We start from the raw sequence: 16499 nt of genomic DNA, 5'->3' as shown, positions 1-16499 counted from the left end.
CGTCCTGCCCCTGACCGCTTCGCGGCGCTGACGCGGTCTCAATCGTTCCTGACGATTGATCGAACCCGAGGTTCGAACGAAACGCTTCGGTAGGCAATTAAAAATGTCCCCGCGCTGGTTGGGTAAGTGCGTGGGGGGCGGCGCGTAATTGGAGAGGGATTGACTCAGGGGCGTCCTGCCCCTGACCGCTTCGCGGCGCTGACGCGGTCTCAATCGTTCCTGACGATTGATCGAACCCGAGGTTCGAACGAAACGCTTCGGTTGGCAATTAAAAAAGCCCCCACGCTTTTGGGCGTGGGGGCTTTTTAATTGGCGCACCCGAAGGGATTCGAACCCCAGACCTCTGCCTCCGGAGGGCAGCGCTCTATCCAGCTGAGCTACGGGTGCTTAAACAGTGGTTGTGCAAGGCTGGATTCACTTACACATCTCAAATTCTTTACGGCTCAGCTAATCGGATAGACCGCTTCGCGCTCCCCTTCGGGGCCGGCCTGCCAGCATAGCTGGCAGTCGTTTCGCCGGGCGAAGCAGTGCTCCGCTTTTTCCGGCTACACCCAGCTGAGCTACGGGTGCTTAAACTGTAATCGCGCGATTTTGGATATATCGCACGATCTAAATTCTTTGGCTTAGTAAGGTAACCAATGTGCTTTGTGCTCTTCAAGGCTGTACCCATAAGGCAGGCCAAACTGGAGAGGATTTAACTAAGCGGTGTCGCTGAAGTCGCGCATGATACGCAGTTGGGGGGCGTTCGTCTATGGGGTTTTGGTTTCCGCTGGGCGGGCTTTGTGGCTATAATGCGGCCTTTCGGCCAGGTTTGGCCATTGGGACTATCAAGGGGATTTTCAGTGAGCCAGTTGAAGAAGGTATTCTGTCTGCTAGCGGCTGCCGGTTTGGGGTTGAGTGTATCCATGGTGACTCTGGCTGATCGCAGCCAGGAGATAGCCGAGCGCATCGCACCGGCGGGCAAAACGTGTTTGGAAGGCGAAGCCTGTGCGGCGGCGCCTGTGGCAGCAGTGGCCTCTGGTCCACGCTCTGGCGAGCAGGTTTATAGCACTAAGTGTGTGACCTGCCACGGCACAGGTGCTGCCGGTGCACCGAAAATGGGTGACGCGGGCCAGTGGGCGCCGCGCATTGCCAACGGCATGGATACGCTCTACGCCAACGCGTTGAATGGAATTAACGGCATGCCCGCCAAGGGCCTGTGTATGGATTGTTCCGACGACGAGATTAAAGCGGCGGTGGATCACATGATCACTGCCTCCAAGTAACAGACTTGGTTGAGATTAAAAGCCCGCTGCTCGCGGGCTTTTTTGTGCGCGCTACCTGATGGGGTGTGGGTAGTTCAGAGCGCTGGCCAGTCGGTCGGCGTGCTGCGCGACCCAGTTGGGGTCTATGGGGCCCCACTGGTGAATTTGGTAGTGGCCGTCTTTGTTGGCACCCACAAATGTGCACTGAATATCCAGCTCGCCCAGCGCGCTAATGGTGTCTTGCGCAGTGCGCCGTGGCATACCTGTCTGTGCTTGTAGGGCGGGCACGGTATTGACGCCCTGGGCAATCAGATGGGCCACGTACAAGCGGCGGTAAAAGCTGGATTGCGTTTTGCTGATGTGCGAGGCCAAGGTGGCGCCGATCACTTAGGCCGATTGGGCTTGCAGTGCAGGGCCGGGGTGAGCCAGTAACGCAATGGCGGCGGGTAACTCGCTCAGGCAGTGCACTATGGCGTCGGGCTGCACTTGGGCGCGGGGCCAGGGCGTTCGGTGGCGATTGAACCAAATGGTTTTGATACCCAGGCTGGCGGCGCCGGCGATATCGTCTTGTGGGCAGTCGCCAATATGAACCATTTGGTTGGCCTCTACGGAGGCCATGGCCATGCACAGCTCAAAGGGCTCGGGGCTGGGTTTGGCGGCGCCCACCTGTTCGGCGCTCAGATGGTAGCTAAACTGCGACAGCCCTAAACGCCGCGGGCTGGCGTTGCCGTTGGTGATGGCGGCCAGGGCGTAGTGGGGTGCCAGCTGGTCCAGCGTAGTCAGCGCGTGGTCGAAATAGGCAATGCGGTGGCGCGCCTCCATGAAGACGTCCATCGCCAGGTCGGCCAGTTCAATGGCCTGGTGCAGGCAGTAGCCAGCCTCGATTAACTTTATACGCAGACTGTCGCGTCGCACGCGGGTGGTCAGGTGCCGCAATTCGGGATGGTTTTGCCAGTACTCCATGCGCGCTTGCTGTAGTTGGTCTGTGCTAAAGCGCACGAATAGCTTTGGACAGAACTCTTTCAGCCAGGCGTCGGTTTTTGCCTCGGCGGCGCGAATGACGGGCGCTACGTCCCATAGGGTGTTATCTAAATCGAAGCTGATGAGTTTGATATCACGGGTCACGGTACACCTATTGGCTATCTGCGCGATTGTTGTTATGTGTTGCTCAGCGGGCTGGTTTGCGGCCAGGCCGTGACGGGAAGTGCGACGATAGTGCAGTGAGACTAACACGCCCCCTCAGGGCTGACTAGGGTCAAAGTCCGTGTTTTCTGTGCGGCCTTTTGTGCCGCGCGATTTCTGCTGTGCGCGCGGGTGGGCCTGGTCGTAAACCTTTGCCAGGTGCTGAAAGTCCAGGTGTGTGTAGATTTGCGTGGTGCTGATATTGGCGTGGCCCAACAACTCTTGCACAGCCCGAAGATCGCCAGAGGACTCCAGCATATGGCTGGCAAAGGAGTGGCGTAGCATGTGCGGATGTAGAGACTTGTCGAGCGCCATCTGCTGGCTGTAGCGGGTAAATAGCTGTTGAATGCGCCGGTGGCTAATGCGGGTGCCGCGCTGGCTGACAAACAGTGCCGACTCGCCCGGTTGGGCCATGTCGGTGCGCTGCGGCAGCCAGGCTTTAAGCGCCTGTAGCGCGAGCCGGCCCACGGGCAGCAGCCGGGTTTTATTACCCTTGCCGGTGACGCGCACGGTGGCATCCGCCAGGTCGACGTCGCCCAGGTTGAGGTCGGCCAGCTCCGCCAGGCGCAGGCCAGAGGAGTAGGTGAGCTCCAGCAGTGCTCGGTCGCGCGCGCTAAACGCGTCGGTATCGGGAAAGCTTAACAGCTTACCTACTTCGTCTACATCCAGAGTACTGGGTAGCTTTTTGTCGGCTTTGGGTGCGCTCAGGCCGCTGGCCGGGTTGTGCGCGAGCCAGCCGCGGCGCACACCATAGTCAAAAAAGCTGCGCATGGCCGACAGCCAGCGGCGCAAACTTTTACCCGCCAGGCCTCGGCGGTGCAAGTGAGCCAGTGCCTGGCGCAGGTGGTGAATGCGCAGTTGCGCCAGGGTTAAGTTCTGGTTCGCGCACCAGTTTTGAAGTTTTTCAATATCGCGCCGATAGGCGGCCAGGGTGTGTGCGGACAGATTGCGCTCGCCGCCCAGGTTGGCCAGATAGCGCGCCACCTCAGATTGAAACGGCAGCTCTGTCACAGTGGCTCAGGGCTCCAACTGATAGGGCAGGGTGCGATTGAGAATTTCGGCGATGTAGCTGAGAAACAACGTGCCCATGCTAGAGCGGTAGTAATTGACGTCGCGGTTGCCCACGGCTAGCAGGCCAAAACAGGTGCCGTGAACCAGCGGTACCAGCGCCGCCGAACCAACAAGGGGTGCTTGCTCCCCAAAAATGTAGGCTTTTTCTTCGTTGCCCAATTGGCCACACAGGGCCTTTTGGGATTTTAAAATTTTTGCCAGTGGCGCCTTGGCGTCGGTGAGCGTGACGCAGCGTGCCTGCCCCAGTTTGCCGGGATTTGGGCGAAACAAAATCAACCGGGTGAAGTGGATCTGAAAGTCTTTCTCGAAACTGTAAAACAGCGAGTTGACACTGTCTTCGGCTTTGCGCCCCTCTAGCAGAGCCAACACCAAGCGCTTGGTTTTATCGAACAGTTTGTCGTTGTCGCGGGCATTGTCGAGCAGTTTGCTCAGGCGGTGGCGCATGTCCATATTGCGCTCGCGCAGCACGGCTACCTGGCGCTCCACCAGCGAAATGGCGTTGCCGCTGTCGTGTGGCAACTGAAGATCGGCCAGCAGGTCTGGATGGCGTTCAAAAAAATCCGGGTGTTCGGCTAAATAGGCGGCTACTTCTGCGTCGCTGACGGTGTGCTCGGCCACAGTAAACAATCCTTGCTGATTAGAGTTTTACCTGGCCCTGAAACACCTGAGCCGTAGGGCCCGTCATCAATACCGGCTGACCTGGGCCGGCCCACTCGATGGCCAGGGCGCCGCCCGGTAGGTGGACGGTTACCTTTGAGTCTAACAGGTCGCGCAAGCGCCCCGCTACTACCGCTGCGCAGGCGCCGGTGCCACACGCAAGAGTTTCGCCGGCACCGCGCTCGTGCACGCGCAAATGGATTTCCGAGCGCGACACTATCTCCATAAAGCCCACATTGACGCGGTTAGGAAAGTCGGCGTGGTGTTCTATTTTGGGGCCCAGTGTGGCCACCGGTGCCTGCGCACAACTGTCCACCAGCAATACCGCATGGGGATTGCCCATGCTCACCGCGCCTATCTCGAAGGTTTGTTCGCCCACAGTCAGTGGGTAGCAGGCTGCCTGCTGACTGGCGTTAAAGGGGATCTCCGCTGGTGCCAATACCGGTTGGCCCATATCGACCTGCACCTGGTCATTGTCGTTGACCCTGAGTTCAAGAATGCCATTGGCGGTTTCTACCTTGATGACATTTTTGCCGGTGAGCTTGCGCTCGCGCACAAAATTGGCAAAGCAGCGCGCACCGTTGCCGCAGTTTTCCACCTCGCTGCCATCGGCATTGTAGATTCGATAGCGGAAGTCCACGTCGGGGTTGCTGGGTTCCTCGACAATCAGCACCTGATCGCAGCCCACGCCAAAGCGGCGATCGGCAAGCTTGCGTACTTTGTCGGCGTTGAGTCGAACTTTTTGGCTGATGGCATCGATCATGACAAAGTCGTTGCCAAGGCCGTGCATTTTACTGAAGCGCAGGCGCATCTATGGTCCTAAACGCGCAGTGAGCTGCGCGTGCAATCAAGTGGGTAACAGACTTTCACCGCGAGTCAGGTCAGCCAAGCTTTCGCGCGCGCGCACCAGGTGGGCGCGGTCGCCGTCGACGATCACTTCGGCGGCGCGTGGGCGGCTGTTGTAATTGGAACTCATGGTAAAGCCATAGGCACCGGTGGACATTACTGCGATCAGGTCGCCGGCTGCAAGTGCCAGCGCGCGATCTTTGGCGAGAAAATCCCCGGTCTCGCATACAGGGCCCACTAGGTCCCAGGTTTTGGGAGACTCTGCACGCGCCTTGACGACCTGGACATCCTGCCAGGCCTGGTAGAGCGAGGGCCGGATGTTGTCGTTCATGGCGGCATCGATAATGGCGAAATTTTTGTGCTCAGTGGGCTTGAGAAACAACACTTCGCTTAGCAGCACGCCGGCGTTGGCACAGATGGAGCGGCCGGGTTCCATGACCAGGGCCAGTTGTTTACCGGCTAGGCGGTCTTTGACGGCGTTGATTAAATCGGCCACCGGTGGTGGCGTTTCGTCTTTGTAGGTCACGCCCAGGCCACCGCCAATATCGATGTGCGACAGGACGATGCCGTCCTGGGCCAACTGATCAATCAATGCCAGCAGGCGCTCCAGGGCATCCAAAAAGGGCGCCAGCTGCGTCAGCTGAGAGCCGATGTGGCAATCCACGCCGACTACTTTCAGTCCAGGTAGTTCGGCCGCGCGCCGGTAGACCGCCGGGGCGCGCAAAATATCGACGCCGAATTTATTCTCTTTCAGGCCGGTGGAAATGTAGGGGTGGGTCTGAGCATCCACATCCGGATTCACCCGCAGCGATACCGACGCGGTAAAGCCGGTTTGTTCTGCCACCTGGCTGAGCAACTCGAGCTCGGCCTCCGACTCCACGTTAAAGCAGTGCACGCCCACTTCCAGGGCCTTGCGCAGTGCCGCAGCGGTTTTGCCCACACCGGAGAATACAATGCGATCTGGCTTGCCGCCGGCCAGCAGCACGCGCTCTAGCTCACCTTCGGAAACAATATCGAAGCCGGCGCCCAAATCGGCCAACAAACCCAGTACGCCCAGATTGGAATTGGCCTTCACCGCAAAGCAGATCATCCCGGGATGTTCGCCCAGGGCGTCGGCATAGGCGGTGTAGGCCTCGGTAATGGCCGCCCGGCTATAAACGTATGTGGGTGTGCCAAATTGTTCGGCAATATCGGCCAATGGCAGTGCTTCAACGTGGAGCTGCCCGTCGATACGGGGAAAGTGAGACATGAATTATTGACCTGGTTGTTCGGAGCCTGACTGGGGTGCGGGCGCCGTTTGAGTGGGGGCAGGTTCTGCCGGGGGCATGACCAGCGGGCCAGTCTGACCGCAGCCAGACAGCAGCAAAACCCAAAGGGCGATAAATGGAGCGCGGGCTGTGTACATGAGTGAACCTTATTAACGGGGGCGCAAGTATACCGTTAGGACAGCTGTCCTCTCAATAACGGTTTGGCAGGCTGCCTGCGCAAAGTCTATAGCGCCAAGAGCGCTTGAAACAGGGCTTGCTCCAAGCGGATTTTAACGCGGAAATAGTGGCTCGTTTGCAGTTGGCCCTGGTGGGTCAACTGGTGCGCGCAGGCCGTTAAGTCCAAGTCTGTGATGTAGCAAGGGTAGCGCAAACCGGAGCGCCGGTGCGCCAGCAATTGGCGGGCGACTAATGGCAGCAGCGCGACGCCGGGTGCCGGCAATACCGGCTCGCCGTTTAGCCAGGCCTCGAGGGACCATGTGCTGGGGTCGGCCGCCAGTGATAGCTGGCGCACCGCAAATTGGAGGTTAAACAATTGCATGCGACCCAAGTCACTGGTGGCGAGTCGGCGCTCTGCGCACAGACGTTGATTGCGCGCTTGCAGCTCGTAAAACGCCACGGGAAAAATGCCAAAGAGCGATTGGTTGTCGGGGGGTGGGTTGCGCTGCAGGCAGGCCCGAATAAAGTGGTGCAGGGGTTTTAGCAGGGCATCTTGGTTGTGAAATCGCTGTTGAAAGCGCACCAGGCTGCCGCGTTCGTCGCGCAAGTAGAGCTCGGCGATGCCCTTGGTGATGCGATAAAACAATTGAATGGCGTATTCGTGGCTAAGCGCGGCAATGGCAGTCAGCTCCTGGTCGTGAGGTCGATCCTCGCCCAACTTGTCAAAGATCAATGCGCTGCGACGGGCGAGCGGTGCCGCCAAGTGCTGCCACAGCGTCGAGGGCCTGTGCAATAGCGTTATGTGCCAGCGCTGCCCGAGTTCGAGCAGTACCCAGCCCGGATCTGCGCTCACCAGCAGGCGGCTGTTGACCGCATCCGGGCGCGCCATGTGCCGACGTAAGGTGCCAAGTAAAAGACGCATTTGCTGCGTCTGAGATGGCTGTTGCGGCGCGCCCAAGGCCGCCACTTGCACATCGCAGGCGGCGGGTAGCGGTGTGCTAAACCATTGCAGTAATTCTTGCAGTTGCTCGCCAAAGCGCAACAGGCGAACTTCGCCCCAGCTATTGATGACCAACAGGGTATAGCGGGTGTGTGTTATTGCTGCGGAAGTCGATGCTGGCAAGGCTTGGCCGGGGTCGTTGAGCAGCAACAGCACTTGCGTGGAATGGGCGGCCTGTGTAAATGCCGCGTGGTCAGGGGCTAGTAATCCGGGCTCGTGCATCCGTTGCAATAGATGTAGCCACTGCTGAAAATCGGTGTCGCTGTAATGTGTGTTGCCGGTAATTTTTACTCGGGTATCGGCTGTGCAAATGTCATTGAAATAACACCATGCCACGAGATCGGAAACGTGCTGGCTCACCGTGAGGGGGCTGCGACTTTTTTCCCAGCGACTGTTGGTGAGAAAAACCTGCCACTGCTGTCCAGCATATTCAAACAAAAGAAATTGCGCGCGCAGATTCTTGCTGATGCCAGGGTTGATAAACTCGATTTTGCCGGCGCTGCGTTCAAAGGCCGCGTGCAATTTGCGGCCTAAAATGGCGATTTCGGTATTGTTAAGCGCCAGTGATTCCTGCGTCGCGCGCGCCTGCTCTAGCAGCAATCGGTAACTGGCGGTGAGCTCGGCCACCAGGCGTTTGCGCTCGGTCATGACCTGTTGGGCATTCCAATTGTTCGAGCGATCCAAGTGGTCGAAGTCGTAATCTTGCCAGTCCCAATCGCGCAGTGCTTGCAGCAGTGGGTAACTGCCGGCGAGCGAATTATTTGCCTCCGCCTGCAGCAGCGTTCGGTGCGATTGCTCCACCTTAAAATAAAAACATTGACGCATGAGCTCAAGGCGCTCGAACTCCTTGCGCTGGGTAAAATATTCCGTCAGCTCGTGCAGTAAAAGCAGGTAGGGGTCCAGGGCCGCGGCATTTGAAACGCCGGTGTAGACCAGAAGTTTCATTTTGTCTGACAGTGTTTGAACCCTTGGGTAGCGGCTGAGATACACCTCTAGGACGAGTAATTTCAGCAGCGACTTGTAGGGTGAATGTATCGACTTATACAGTTGCCAAATGGCCGCCGATACAAATTCAGCTGCGGGCACATCGCCTACGGGGCCAAAATCAAGCCATTCGTTGTCGCGTAGAAAACCTTTGTGCGTGATTTCGTGTTTGGTTTTTTCATAGGCGGCGCGCTGGGTGTCACCAATAAACCACCAGAGCGGTAGCCGGCCGACAAGCAAAATGGCAGATCGATAAAATTCATCCAGCAGTAAAAAATGCTGCACGCTGCCGCTCGACTCGCTCGATAATCGACTGTCGTGGCCGCGGTTAAACGCTTCGGGTTGCATAAGAAAGAAATGCCACTCCAGTCCCAGCGTTTTGGCCCATTGCGCAATGGCTTCGCACTTCTGTTGCAGCAGCGCTAAGGCCTCGGCGCTGAGTTCTGCGCTGTGGCAGAGCCAGAAATCCATGTCACTTTTTTGACTTTGCGCTACTGTGCCCACGCTGCCCATCACATACAGGGCCAGCAGTGGCATTTTGCGGCCTGGGTTGGCCTGCGAGCGAAAGCCGCGGGCCAGTTTTTTCAGCTGCTGCAATTGATCGGCGCTGGGCGTGAAGCCGCCAAACCCCGCCGGGCTGGCTTTGGACTGGTAGCCCGGCAGACGCGGATGGTTAAAGTGCAGAAGGAGGGGCAGGCAATCTAATGCATGTTGCTGACGCGGACTTAAGTGCTGCTGGGCCAGTACCAGCCGGCTTTGGTTGAGCGAGGTGAAGCGCGCCTTAATTTGGCGCACACTATCGCGATCGACGACGACGGGCAGGGGGCTTTGGGCGTCAGTATTGGCATGCATGGCCTGGAGAGCTACTGCTCGAAACGGGTGTCGGCGGGCAGCACGCTGGCCAGTGTTTGGTAGAGTAAATCGGGCTTTACCGGTTTAGTGAGATAGGCATCCATGCCCGCTTGCAGGCAGCGATTGCGATCGCCGCGCATGGCGTGCGCGGTCAGTGCCACAATGGGAATATCCTGGCAGTGCTGTCCCGCACGAATTCGACGCGTTGCATCGTAGCCGTCCACCTCCGGCATTTCCATATCCATTAAAATACAACTAAAGGTATGGCTTGGGTTTTGGTAGAGCGCATCGATAGCTTCCTGTCCATTGTTGGCTAGGGTGACCTTTACCTGCATTTTTTTCAGAATACCTATGGCGACTTTTTGGTTGACAATATTGTCTTCGGCCAGCAGCACGTGAGCGCCGTTTAACCGCTGCGCCAATTGTGCGCTATCAAGTTTATCCGGCGCCCCACTGTAGGCCCGTTCGCCAAAGACCTCGGCGATGGCGTCGAATAGATGCGATTGACTGACCGGTTTGGTGAGAAAGTGTTCAATGGTTTTGGCCGTTTCTTTCTGAACTTCTTCTTTTTGAAAAGCGGACACCAAAATAATGGCGGGGATATGCCGGAGATTACATTGGTTCTTGATATTTTCGCTGGCAGTGAGCCCGTCTTCTTCGGGCATTTTATAATCCATGAGCACTAGCTCGAAGGCGGTGTGGGTTTGTGTGTCGGCTGCTTTGAGCGCACTGTAGGCCTCTCGGGCACTCGCTACAGCACTGACATTGAGCTCCAGATGAGCGGCCAGGTTGCTCAATATTTGGCGTGCGGCTTTGTTGTCGTCAACCACCAGTGTGCGCAGCGGCCGGAAGTGGGTGTCGCGCGAGCGCAGCGGCAGGGCGCCAATTTGGCTCTGGCCAAAACGCGCTGTTACGTAGAATTGACTGCCGCGCCCGTGTTGGCTTTCCAGGCTAATATCCCCGTGCATTAATTCGATCAGGTGTTTGCTAACCGTTAGCCCCAGTCCCGAGCCACCGAAGCGACGGCGTGATGAGCCGTCTACCTGCATAAAGGGCGTAAAGAGTTCGCTAACTTGCTGGGCGGTCATGCCAATGCCGCTGTCGCGAATTACAAATTGCAGTTCAACATAGTCTTTGCAGTTGGTGAGGGTGTTGATGTTGACGTAGATTTCACCGGCATCGGTAAACTTTATGGCATTGTCGATAATATTGCCCAGCGCCTGTTGCAGTCTGAGTGCATCGCCCTTCAAAAATTGCGGTGTATCGGGAGCCACATGGAAAAATAATTCCAATCCTTTGCGCTCTGCCAGCGGTGTGAAACGCTGCGATAATTTTTTAAAACAATCGTAGAGGTCGAAGTGGTTGTGCTCCAAGAGAATGCTGCCCGCTTCGATTTTGGAAAAGTCCAAAATCTCGTTGATCAGGTACAGCAGCGAACTGGCCGCTTGATCAATGTTGGCCAGATACTCGCTCTGTCGGCGCGACAGGCGCGTATCTTTCAGCAGGTGCCCCATGCCGATAATGGCATTCATGGGGGTGCGGATCTCGTGGCTCATGCGCGCCAAAAATTCACTTTTTGACTGGCTGGCCGAGTCCGCCAGCGTTTTCGCAATGCTTAACTCTTCCTGCACGGCTTTAAAACTGGAGATGTCTGAATTGACGCCCACCATGCGCGTGGGTTTGCCGTGCTCGTTAAAGCGGGTGAATTTTGCCCGCACAAAGCACCAGATGGTGTGGCCGTCTTTGTGTACAAACCGCAATTCGCGCGAGCGCAGCGTGTTGTTCTGATCCGACTCGCTCTCGGCTTGTGCGTCAAAACTACTGAACCAGGGGCGCTCGTCTGGGTGCAGCAATTGGGTAAGGGTTTCGCGGTTGGGGGTAATTTCACCGGGCAGGTAGCCCAGCATGCGGTAAAAGCCCTCGCTGAAATACAAACTGTTCGCGATGAAGTCCCATTCCCAAATGCCATCGCGGGTGGCGGCCATGGCGTCTTGAAAGCGCTGCTGGCTGATGCTGAGCGCGCGCAGTGATTCCTGTCGGCTCAGCGACAGCGACAGCAGAGCGCTAAAGGATTCCGCCACGTGAATATCGGATTCGCTCCAGTGTCGCGGGTGCTGGCGCTGCAGTAGCGCCAGAAAGCTGTGCAGTTCGCCGTGGTGGAGCACCGGTACGGTCAAATAGGCGCGCAGATTTAGCCGCTCGGCCATGGCTTTGGATTCCGGAGTGGCATAGCCGCGCTCGGCCACATGCTGGTCTAAGCCCAGCTTGCCCTGGCGCATTTGCTCGTGGGCCACGGGCATGTGGTGCAATTTAAAGTGCTTAAATACCTGCCGCTCGGCCTCGCTGGGGTTGCGCTGCCAAATGAGTTCCCAGTGCAGGCTGTCGCCGTCGATGCGCGCCAGCAAGCAGTCGTCCAGGCACAGAAATTTGCCCAGCGCCGCCAGCGCTTTATGGGGCGCTTGCGGATCATCGTGATTGAACATTTCCGTGATGATTTGGCGCAGCCAAGCCTCGGCTTCGGCTAAGTCGCCCAGCCGTGGGTTGGCCGGTGCCGTCTGTGCGGCCAGCTGCGCCTCTAGCGCCCGGATACGCGCCTGAGCGCGCGCCAGCTCGCCATTTCCCTCGGGGTGTTTGTCCATGAGTTACCTGAACGCTGTTCGGCAGTGTTGCAGCCGAAGATACGTGGGCCGGGGCCCGTCAGATTTATCAGTTTAGACCAGGATGGCACAGCCCGTTGGGGGGCAGTCAGCATGGCTTCAATAGATCGGCCAAGCTCTGGTACAGGCTTTGCGGTTTGATGGGCTTGTGGATAAAGGCGTCCATGCCGGCCTGCAGGCACTTTTCCTGGTCCGATTTCATGGCGTGGGCGGTCATGGCGACGATGGGCAATTGGTTGAATTCCGGTTTGGCCCGAATAAAGCGTGTGGCCTGGTAGCCATCCACCAAGGGCATTTCCACATCCATGAGCACCAGCGCATAGTGGCTGGGCCCTTTGGCCAACAACAGATCTATGCCCTCCTGCCCATTGCTGGCCAGTTCGCAAATGACCCCCTGGCGGCTCAGCAGGCCTTGGGCCACTTTCTGATTGACCGGGTTGTCCTCCACCAGCAGCACCCGTACATCGGCCAGCTCCGGCCAGGCTTGCGGGCCGGTGTCGTCCGTTGGCGTGGCAGCGTGCGCGCCGCCTTTCACCCTGGCGATGGCCTGGTAGAGGCGAGATTGGGTGACCGGCTTGTCGAGGTAGCCGTCCACCAGGTGTTGGGTTTGGGCGTCCAGCACCGATTCGCGATCACTGGCCGATACCATGATGATCAGCGGTGGCGTGGCGGGGCACTGGTCGCGAATCGCGCGGCTGGCGCTCAAGCCGTCCATGTCGGGCATGGCATAGTCCATCAGCACGAGGTCGAAGGGCTGGTTGGCATTGCGCACGGCGGCCAGCGCCTGTTTGCCGCTGTCCACCACTTGCGTGACCAGCTTTAGAGATCGGGCCGTGGCCTCGATCACTTCGCGGGCCGTGGGGTTGTCGTCCACAATCAAGGCGCGCAGCCCATCTAGCTGTAGACTTCCGGAGGCGTCCACATCCTGCTGTTGGCAGGGTTGCAGGCTTAGGGTCATGGCAAAGCAGCTGCCTTGTTCGGGCTCGCTGGTGACGGTAATTTCACCGCCCATTAGCTTCGCCAATCGCTGCGATATGGACAGCCCAAGGCCAGTGCCGCCAAAGCGCCGTGTGGTAGAGCCGTCGGCCTGGGTGAATGGGTTGAACAGCAGTGCCTGCTGGGCCTCGGAGATGCCAATTCCGGTATCGGTGACGGAAAACTCAATGCGCAGCTGTCGATCCGTTTGGCTGACCAGCCGGGCTTTGACTAACACCTGCCCCTGGTGCGTGAATTTAATGGCATTGGTGGTGAGGTTGGTGAGTATCTGGCCCAGACGCAGTGAGTCGCCCACCAGCAACTCGGGAATTTCGGGGTCTGGTTGAAACAACAATTCGATGCCTTTGTCGCTGGCGCGCAGGCTCAAGAGTTTGTCCAGCTGGTCGAACAAGGTTTCAAATCGAAATGGCAGGGCTTCCAGGGCCAGTTTGCCAGCCTCGATTTTGGAGAAGTCCAAGACCTCGTTAATGATGTGTAACAGCGCCGTGGAGGCTTGATCTATGTGTTCCAGGTAGCTGCGCTGCTGCTCGTCGAGGGCGGTGTCCCTGGCCAGGTGAGTCATGCCGATGATGGCGTTCATGGGCGTGCGGATTTCGTGACTCATGCGGGCCAAAAATTCCGATTTGGCGACGTTGGCGTCGTCCGCGCGCTGGCGGGCAATTTTGAGGGCTTCCTGCTGATCCATGATGCGCGTGTGATTGCTGACTACTGCCAGCAACCGCTTTATGCGGCCGTCGGAGTAGCGCTCCACGCAGCGGGCGCGGCCATAAATCCAGAGCGTGCGCCCATTTTTGTGGCGCCAGCGGATGAGCCCTTCCTCAAAGGGCACCTGGTTGTTTTTAAGCTTGGCAAATTCCTGCTGAATCTTGGGCTGGTCATCTGGGTGCACCAGTTGGCGCAGGGTTTCGCCGTTGCTGGGCAAATCCCCCGGCTGGTAGCCGGCCATGCGCACGAGGCCGGGGCTCAGGTAGATCGCGTCGGTTTCCAGGTCCCACTCCCAGATACCGTCCTCGGTGGTTTCCATGGCATCGCGAAAGCGCTGTTCGCTGCGCATCAGCCGCTCGGTGAGCTTGTTGCGTACGTAGCGGCTGCCCAGGGCATCGGCGATGGTGGTGGCAAAGCGCTTGTCGCTGGCGCTCCAGCGCAGGGGTTGGTGTATCCGCTGCAGCACTAAAAATGCCGAAAACTGTTGGATGGCGTGCAGCGGCACGATCATCGCCGATTGGCTCAGGTCGCCGTCCGGAATAGTGGCGCGGTGTTCCGGGCCGACCCTGTCTATGGCCAGCAGCGTATCGCCCGTTAAATAGGCCAGTGGGGATTGTCGGTGCTTGGCGATGTGGGCGGCGATGCCGGGCACGTCGGGGTGGTGCCATTCATAGCGCAAAATTAACTCGTTGGTGCTCGGGCTGCGGTAGCAGATAAAACAGCGCTCGGACTGCAGCAGTTGCCCGAGCGTACTGATGGCTTCGCCAAAGCGGCGGGCTTGATCCTCGCCATCGCTGTGTACTTCCACCACCAGCCGCGCCAGCTTTGACTCCAGCTGTCGGACCCGGCGCCGCTCGGATTTCGCCCGTTGCTCCTCGTCGATATTGACGAAGCTGTTCACCAGCCGAATCACCTGGCCCTTGTCGTCGGTGCGGATGATGCTGGATTTTTGTTGGTACCAATGGCTTTTTTGCCGCGCGTCCAAGACCCGGTAAGTGACGCTGTGATGCTCGCCCGTGCGGATGGTGTGGTTGACCTTTTGGGTCACCAGGCCCTGATCTTCCGGGTGTACGCGGGAAAATAAATCGACCGGGGTGTCGGTCGGGTAGCCCAGCAATTTGGCGCAGTTGGGCGAATAGGTGACTTTATTTGTGTCTCGCTCCCAAACTGAGAAGCCCACCTGCACTGAGTCGAGCACGCTCTGCAGTACCTCGCTACCTATGACTTGCTCGCTCAGTAACTGTTGCTGCGCCAAGTGGCTAAAGGCGATTTTAGTGAAATCTGTGACCAGCTTTATCTGGTTCGCCTGCCAGCGGAACCGGCATTTGTTCATGCCGTAGGTGCCGATGCCCACTAGCCCATTGGCGTTGAAATGGGGAATTACCACCAGGGCTTCGATATCGTGCTTGGCGAGTGTTTCGCGGTCTTCCTGGGCCTCTGGTGGTAACTCGTCGCGATGATAAATAACCACAGGCTGCTGCTGGCGGGCCCGTTGAAATATCCAGGGGTACTTTAGGCTGGGGGCGTTGGCATCAGTATCGTCGGCTTCGCGCGGCGGGTAGCCAATCTGGTAGCTAAATCGTTGGGCATTAGCGTCGTAGTTAAACAGAGTCAGAAAATCGATGTTTAAGTGCAGATTTAACGCCGCGGTGGCTAGGTGAATATCTTTGCTGAGCTCCGGGCGCGACAGTCGACTCGCCCAGTGCTCAAAAAAGGCGTCGTGATCCAGCGTGGTTTGCAAGCCCGAGGCACAAGAGGACAAAGCCGACTGCAGTTCGCGGTTTTCGGCCTTCAGTAATTCGATAGTAGTCAGCAGTTTGTCGATCTGATCGTCGGCGGCCATAGGTCTTCGCTACAAAGTCAGCCGCTTTAGTATAGGCGCGCCGGCGGCAATGCGCCGCCGCGCCTGTGGCAGCTGTTAGCGCTCAGCCAGGCGGGCCTGGGCGCGAGAGCAGGCGGCGCGCACCTGTGCGGGTGCGGTACCGCCTATGTGGTCGCGCGCGGCCACCGAGCCTTCCAGGGTCAGTACGTCAAATACATCCTGTTCGATGATGTCGGAAAACTGGCGCAATTCCGCCAACTGCATTTCCGACAGGTCTTTGCCCTGTTGAATGCCGTAGGCCACGCTTTGGCCCACGATTTCGTGGGCGTCTCGGAAGGCGACGCCCTTGCGCACCAGGTAGTCGGCCAGGTCGGTGGCGGTGGAGAATCCCCGCTTGGCGGCCTCTAGCATCTCGGCCTTGCGCGGCACTATGGCGGGCACCATATCGGCAAAGGCGCGCAGACAGTCTTTTACAGTGTCGATGGCGTCGAACAGCGGCTCTTTATCTTCTTGGTTGTCTTTGTTGTAGGCCAGCGGCTGGGACTTCATCAGGGTTAATAGCGAAATCAGATGGCCGTTGACGCGCCCGGTCTTGCCGCGCACCAGCTCCGGCACATCGGGGTTTTTCTTTTGCGGCATAATCGAGCTGCCGGTGCAGAAGCGATCGGGCAGATCGATAAAATTAAACTGTGCCGACGTCCACAGCACCAATTCTTCGCTAGCGCGCGAAAGGTGGGTCATCAACAGCGCGGCAAAGGCACAGAATTCGATGCCGAAGTCGCGGTCGGATACCGAGTCCAGGGAGTTTTGGGTGGGCGCCTCGAAACCCAGCAATTCAGCGGTGCGCGCGCGATCGATGGGGTAGGTGGTGCCGGCCAGCGCAGCCGCGCCCAGGGGCGATTGATTGACGCGCTTGCGGCAGTCCATCAAGCGACCGTAGTCGCGCTCTAACATTTCGTTCCAGGCCAGCAGGTGGTGGCCAAAGGTGACTGGCTGCGCGGTTTGCAAATGGGTAAAGCCGGGCATGATGGTGTCGGTATTGGCGGCCGCCAGCGCGAT

General features: G+C 58.3%; 12 protein-coding genes and 1 tRNA gene. 1 reads left to right on the top strand and 12 read right to left on the bottom strand.

All coding sequences use genetic code 11. The annotated features are described in order from the left end of the window. Nucleotides 1-310: 310 nt before the first annotated feature. Nucleotides 311-387 (bottom strand) — tRNA-Arg (locus ACW8F6_RS04360). Nucleotides 388-905: 518 nt separating this feature from the next. On the opposite strand from ACW8F6_RS04360, the gene ACW8F6_RS04355 reads away from it, so the two are divergent. Then, nucleotides 906-1265 carry a c-type cytochrome gene (locus tag ACW8F6_RS04355; RefSeq protein WP_491574625.1) on the top strand — a complete coding sequence of 120 codons (360 nt, stop codon included), beginning with the start codon at nucleotides 906-908 and terminating at the stop codon, nucleotides 1263-1265. 51 nt (nucleotides 1266-1316) lie between these two features. Here the strand turns inward: ACW8F6_RS04355 and ACW8F6_RS04350 are convergent, their stop codons facing one another. The 11 genes from ACW8F6_RS04350 to argH form a co-directional block, all read right to left on the bottom strand. Next, nucleotides 1317-1616, bottom strand: a complete 300-nt coding sequence (locus tag ACW8F6_RS04350; protein ID WP_491574624.1) for a winged helix-turn-helix domain-containing protein — start codon at nucleotides 1614-1616, stop codon at nucleotides 1317-1319. Nucleotides 1617-1631: 15 nt separating this feature from the next. After that, nucleotides 1632-2369, bottom strand: coding sequence for an HAD family hydrolase (locus ACW8F6_RS04345; RefSeq protein WP_491574623.1), 738 nt, complete (start codon nucleotides 2367-2369; stop codon nucleotides 1632-1634). Nucleotides 2370-2483: 114 nt separating this feature from the next. Then, nucleotides 2484-3437: a tyrosine recombinase XerC gene (xerC, locus tag ACW8F6_RS04340; protein WP_491574622.1), complete on the bottom strand. Its 954-nt coding sequence runs from the start codon at nucleotides 3435-3437 to the stop codon at nucleotides 2484-2486. Nucleotides 3438-3443: 6 nt separating this feature from the next. Continuing rightward, nucleotides 3444-4115: a DUF484 family protein gene (locus tag ACW8F6_RS04335; protein WP_491574621.1), complete on the bottom strand. Its 672-nt coding sequence runs from the start codon at nucleotides 4113-4115 to the stop codon at nucleotides 3444-3446. Nucleotides 4116-4134: 19 nt separating this feature from the next. Continuing rightward, a complete protein-coding gene (gene dapF, locus ACW8F6_RS04330) occupies nucleotides 4135-4965 on the bottom strand; it encodes a diaminopimelate epimerase (RefSeq protein WP_491574620.1) in 831 nt (276 codons plus the stop codon). 36 nt (nucleotides 4966-5001) lie between these two features. Next, entirely contained in the window at nucleotides 5002-6249 is a 1248-nt protein-coding gene (gene lysA / locus ACW8F6_RS04325) for a diaminopimelate decarboxylase (RefSeq protein ID WP_491574619.1), read from the bottom strand. Between the two features lie 3 nt (nucleotides 6250-6252). Beyond that, a complete protein-coding gene (gene lptM, locus ACW8F6_RS04320; protein ID WP_491574618.1) occupies nucleotides 6253-6405 on the bottom strand; it encodes an LPS translocon maturation chaperone LptM in 153 nt (50 codons plus the stop codon). A gap of 86 nt (nucleotides 6406-6491) precedes the next feature. Further along, on the bottom strand, nucleotides 6492-9260 hold the full coding sequence (locus ACW8F6_RS04315; RefSeq protein ID WP_491574617.1) for a class I adenylate cyclase domain-containing protein: 2769 nt from the start codon (nucleotides 9258-9260) through the stop codon (nucleotides 6492-6494). A gap of 11 nt (nucleotides 9261-9271) precedes the next feature. Further along, on the bottom strand, nucleotides 9272-11899 hold the full coding sequence (locus ACW8F6_RS04310) for a hybrid sensor histidine kinase/response regulator (protein WP_491574616.1): 2628 nt from the start codon (nucleotides 11897-11899) through the stop codon (nucleotides 9272-9274). 106 nt (nucleotides 11900-12005) lie between these two features. Next, nucleotides 12006-15461: a response regulator gene (locus ACW8F6_RS04305; protein ID WP_491574615.1), complete on the bottom strand. Its 3456-nt coding sequence runs from the start codon at nucleotides 15459-15461 to the stop codon at nucleotides 12006-12008. 75 nt (nucleotides 15462-15536) lie between these two features. Next, nucleotides 15537-16499, bottom strand: a 963-nt coding sequence (gene argH, locus ACW8F6_RS04300; RefSeq protein WP_491574614.1) for an argininosuccinate lyase, incomplete at its 5' end; no start/stop codon positions are given.

Source organism: Simiduia sp. (genome assembly GCF_058345725.1).
This window is presented reverse-complemented; position numbering and strand designations above follow the sequence as displayed.

What these genes read in the sequence shown, in the direction of transcription:
- ACW8F6_RS04315 (WP_491574617.1), bottom strand. Translation starts at nt 9,260, where the DNA reads ATGCATGCCAATACTGACGCCCAAAGCCCCCTGCCCGTCGTCGTCGAT.
- ACW8F6_RS04355 (WP_491574625.1), top strand. Translation starts at nt 906, where the DNA reads ATGGTGACTCTGGCTGATCGCAGCCAGGAGATAGCCGAGCGCATCGCA.
- dapF (WP_491574620.1), bottom strand. Translation starts at nt 4,965, where the DNA reads ATGCGCCTGCGCTTCAGTAAAATGCACGGCCTTGGCAACGACTTTGTC.
- ACW8F6_RS04310 (WP_491574616.1), bottom strand. Translation starts at nt 11,899, where the DNA reads ATGGACAAACACCCCGAGGGAAATGGCGAGCTGGCGCGCGCTCAGGCG.
- lysA (WP_491574619.1), bottom strand. Translation starts at nt 6,249, where the DNA reads ATGTCTCACTTTCCCCGTATCGACGGGCAGCTCCACGTTGAAGCACTG.
- ACW8F6_RS04305 (WP_491574615.1), bottom strand. Translation starts at nt 15,461, where the DNA reads ATGGCCGCCGACGATCAGATCGACAAACTGCTGACTACTATCGAATTA.
- lptM (WP_491574618.1), bottom strand. Translation starts at nt 6,405, where the DNA reads ATGTACACAGCCCGCGCTCCATTTATCGCCCTTTGGGTTTTGCTGCTG.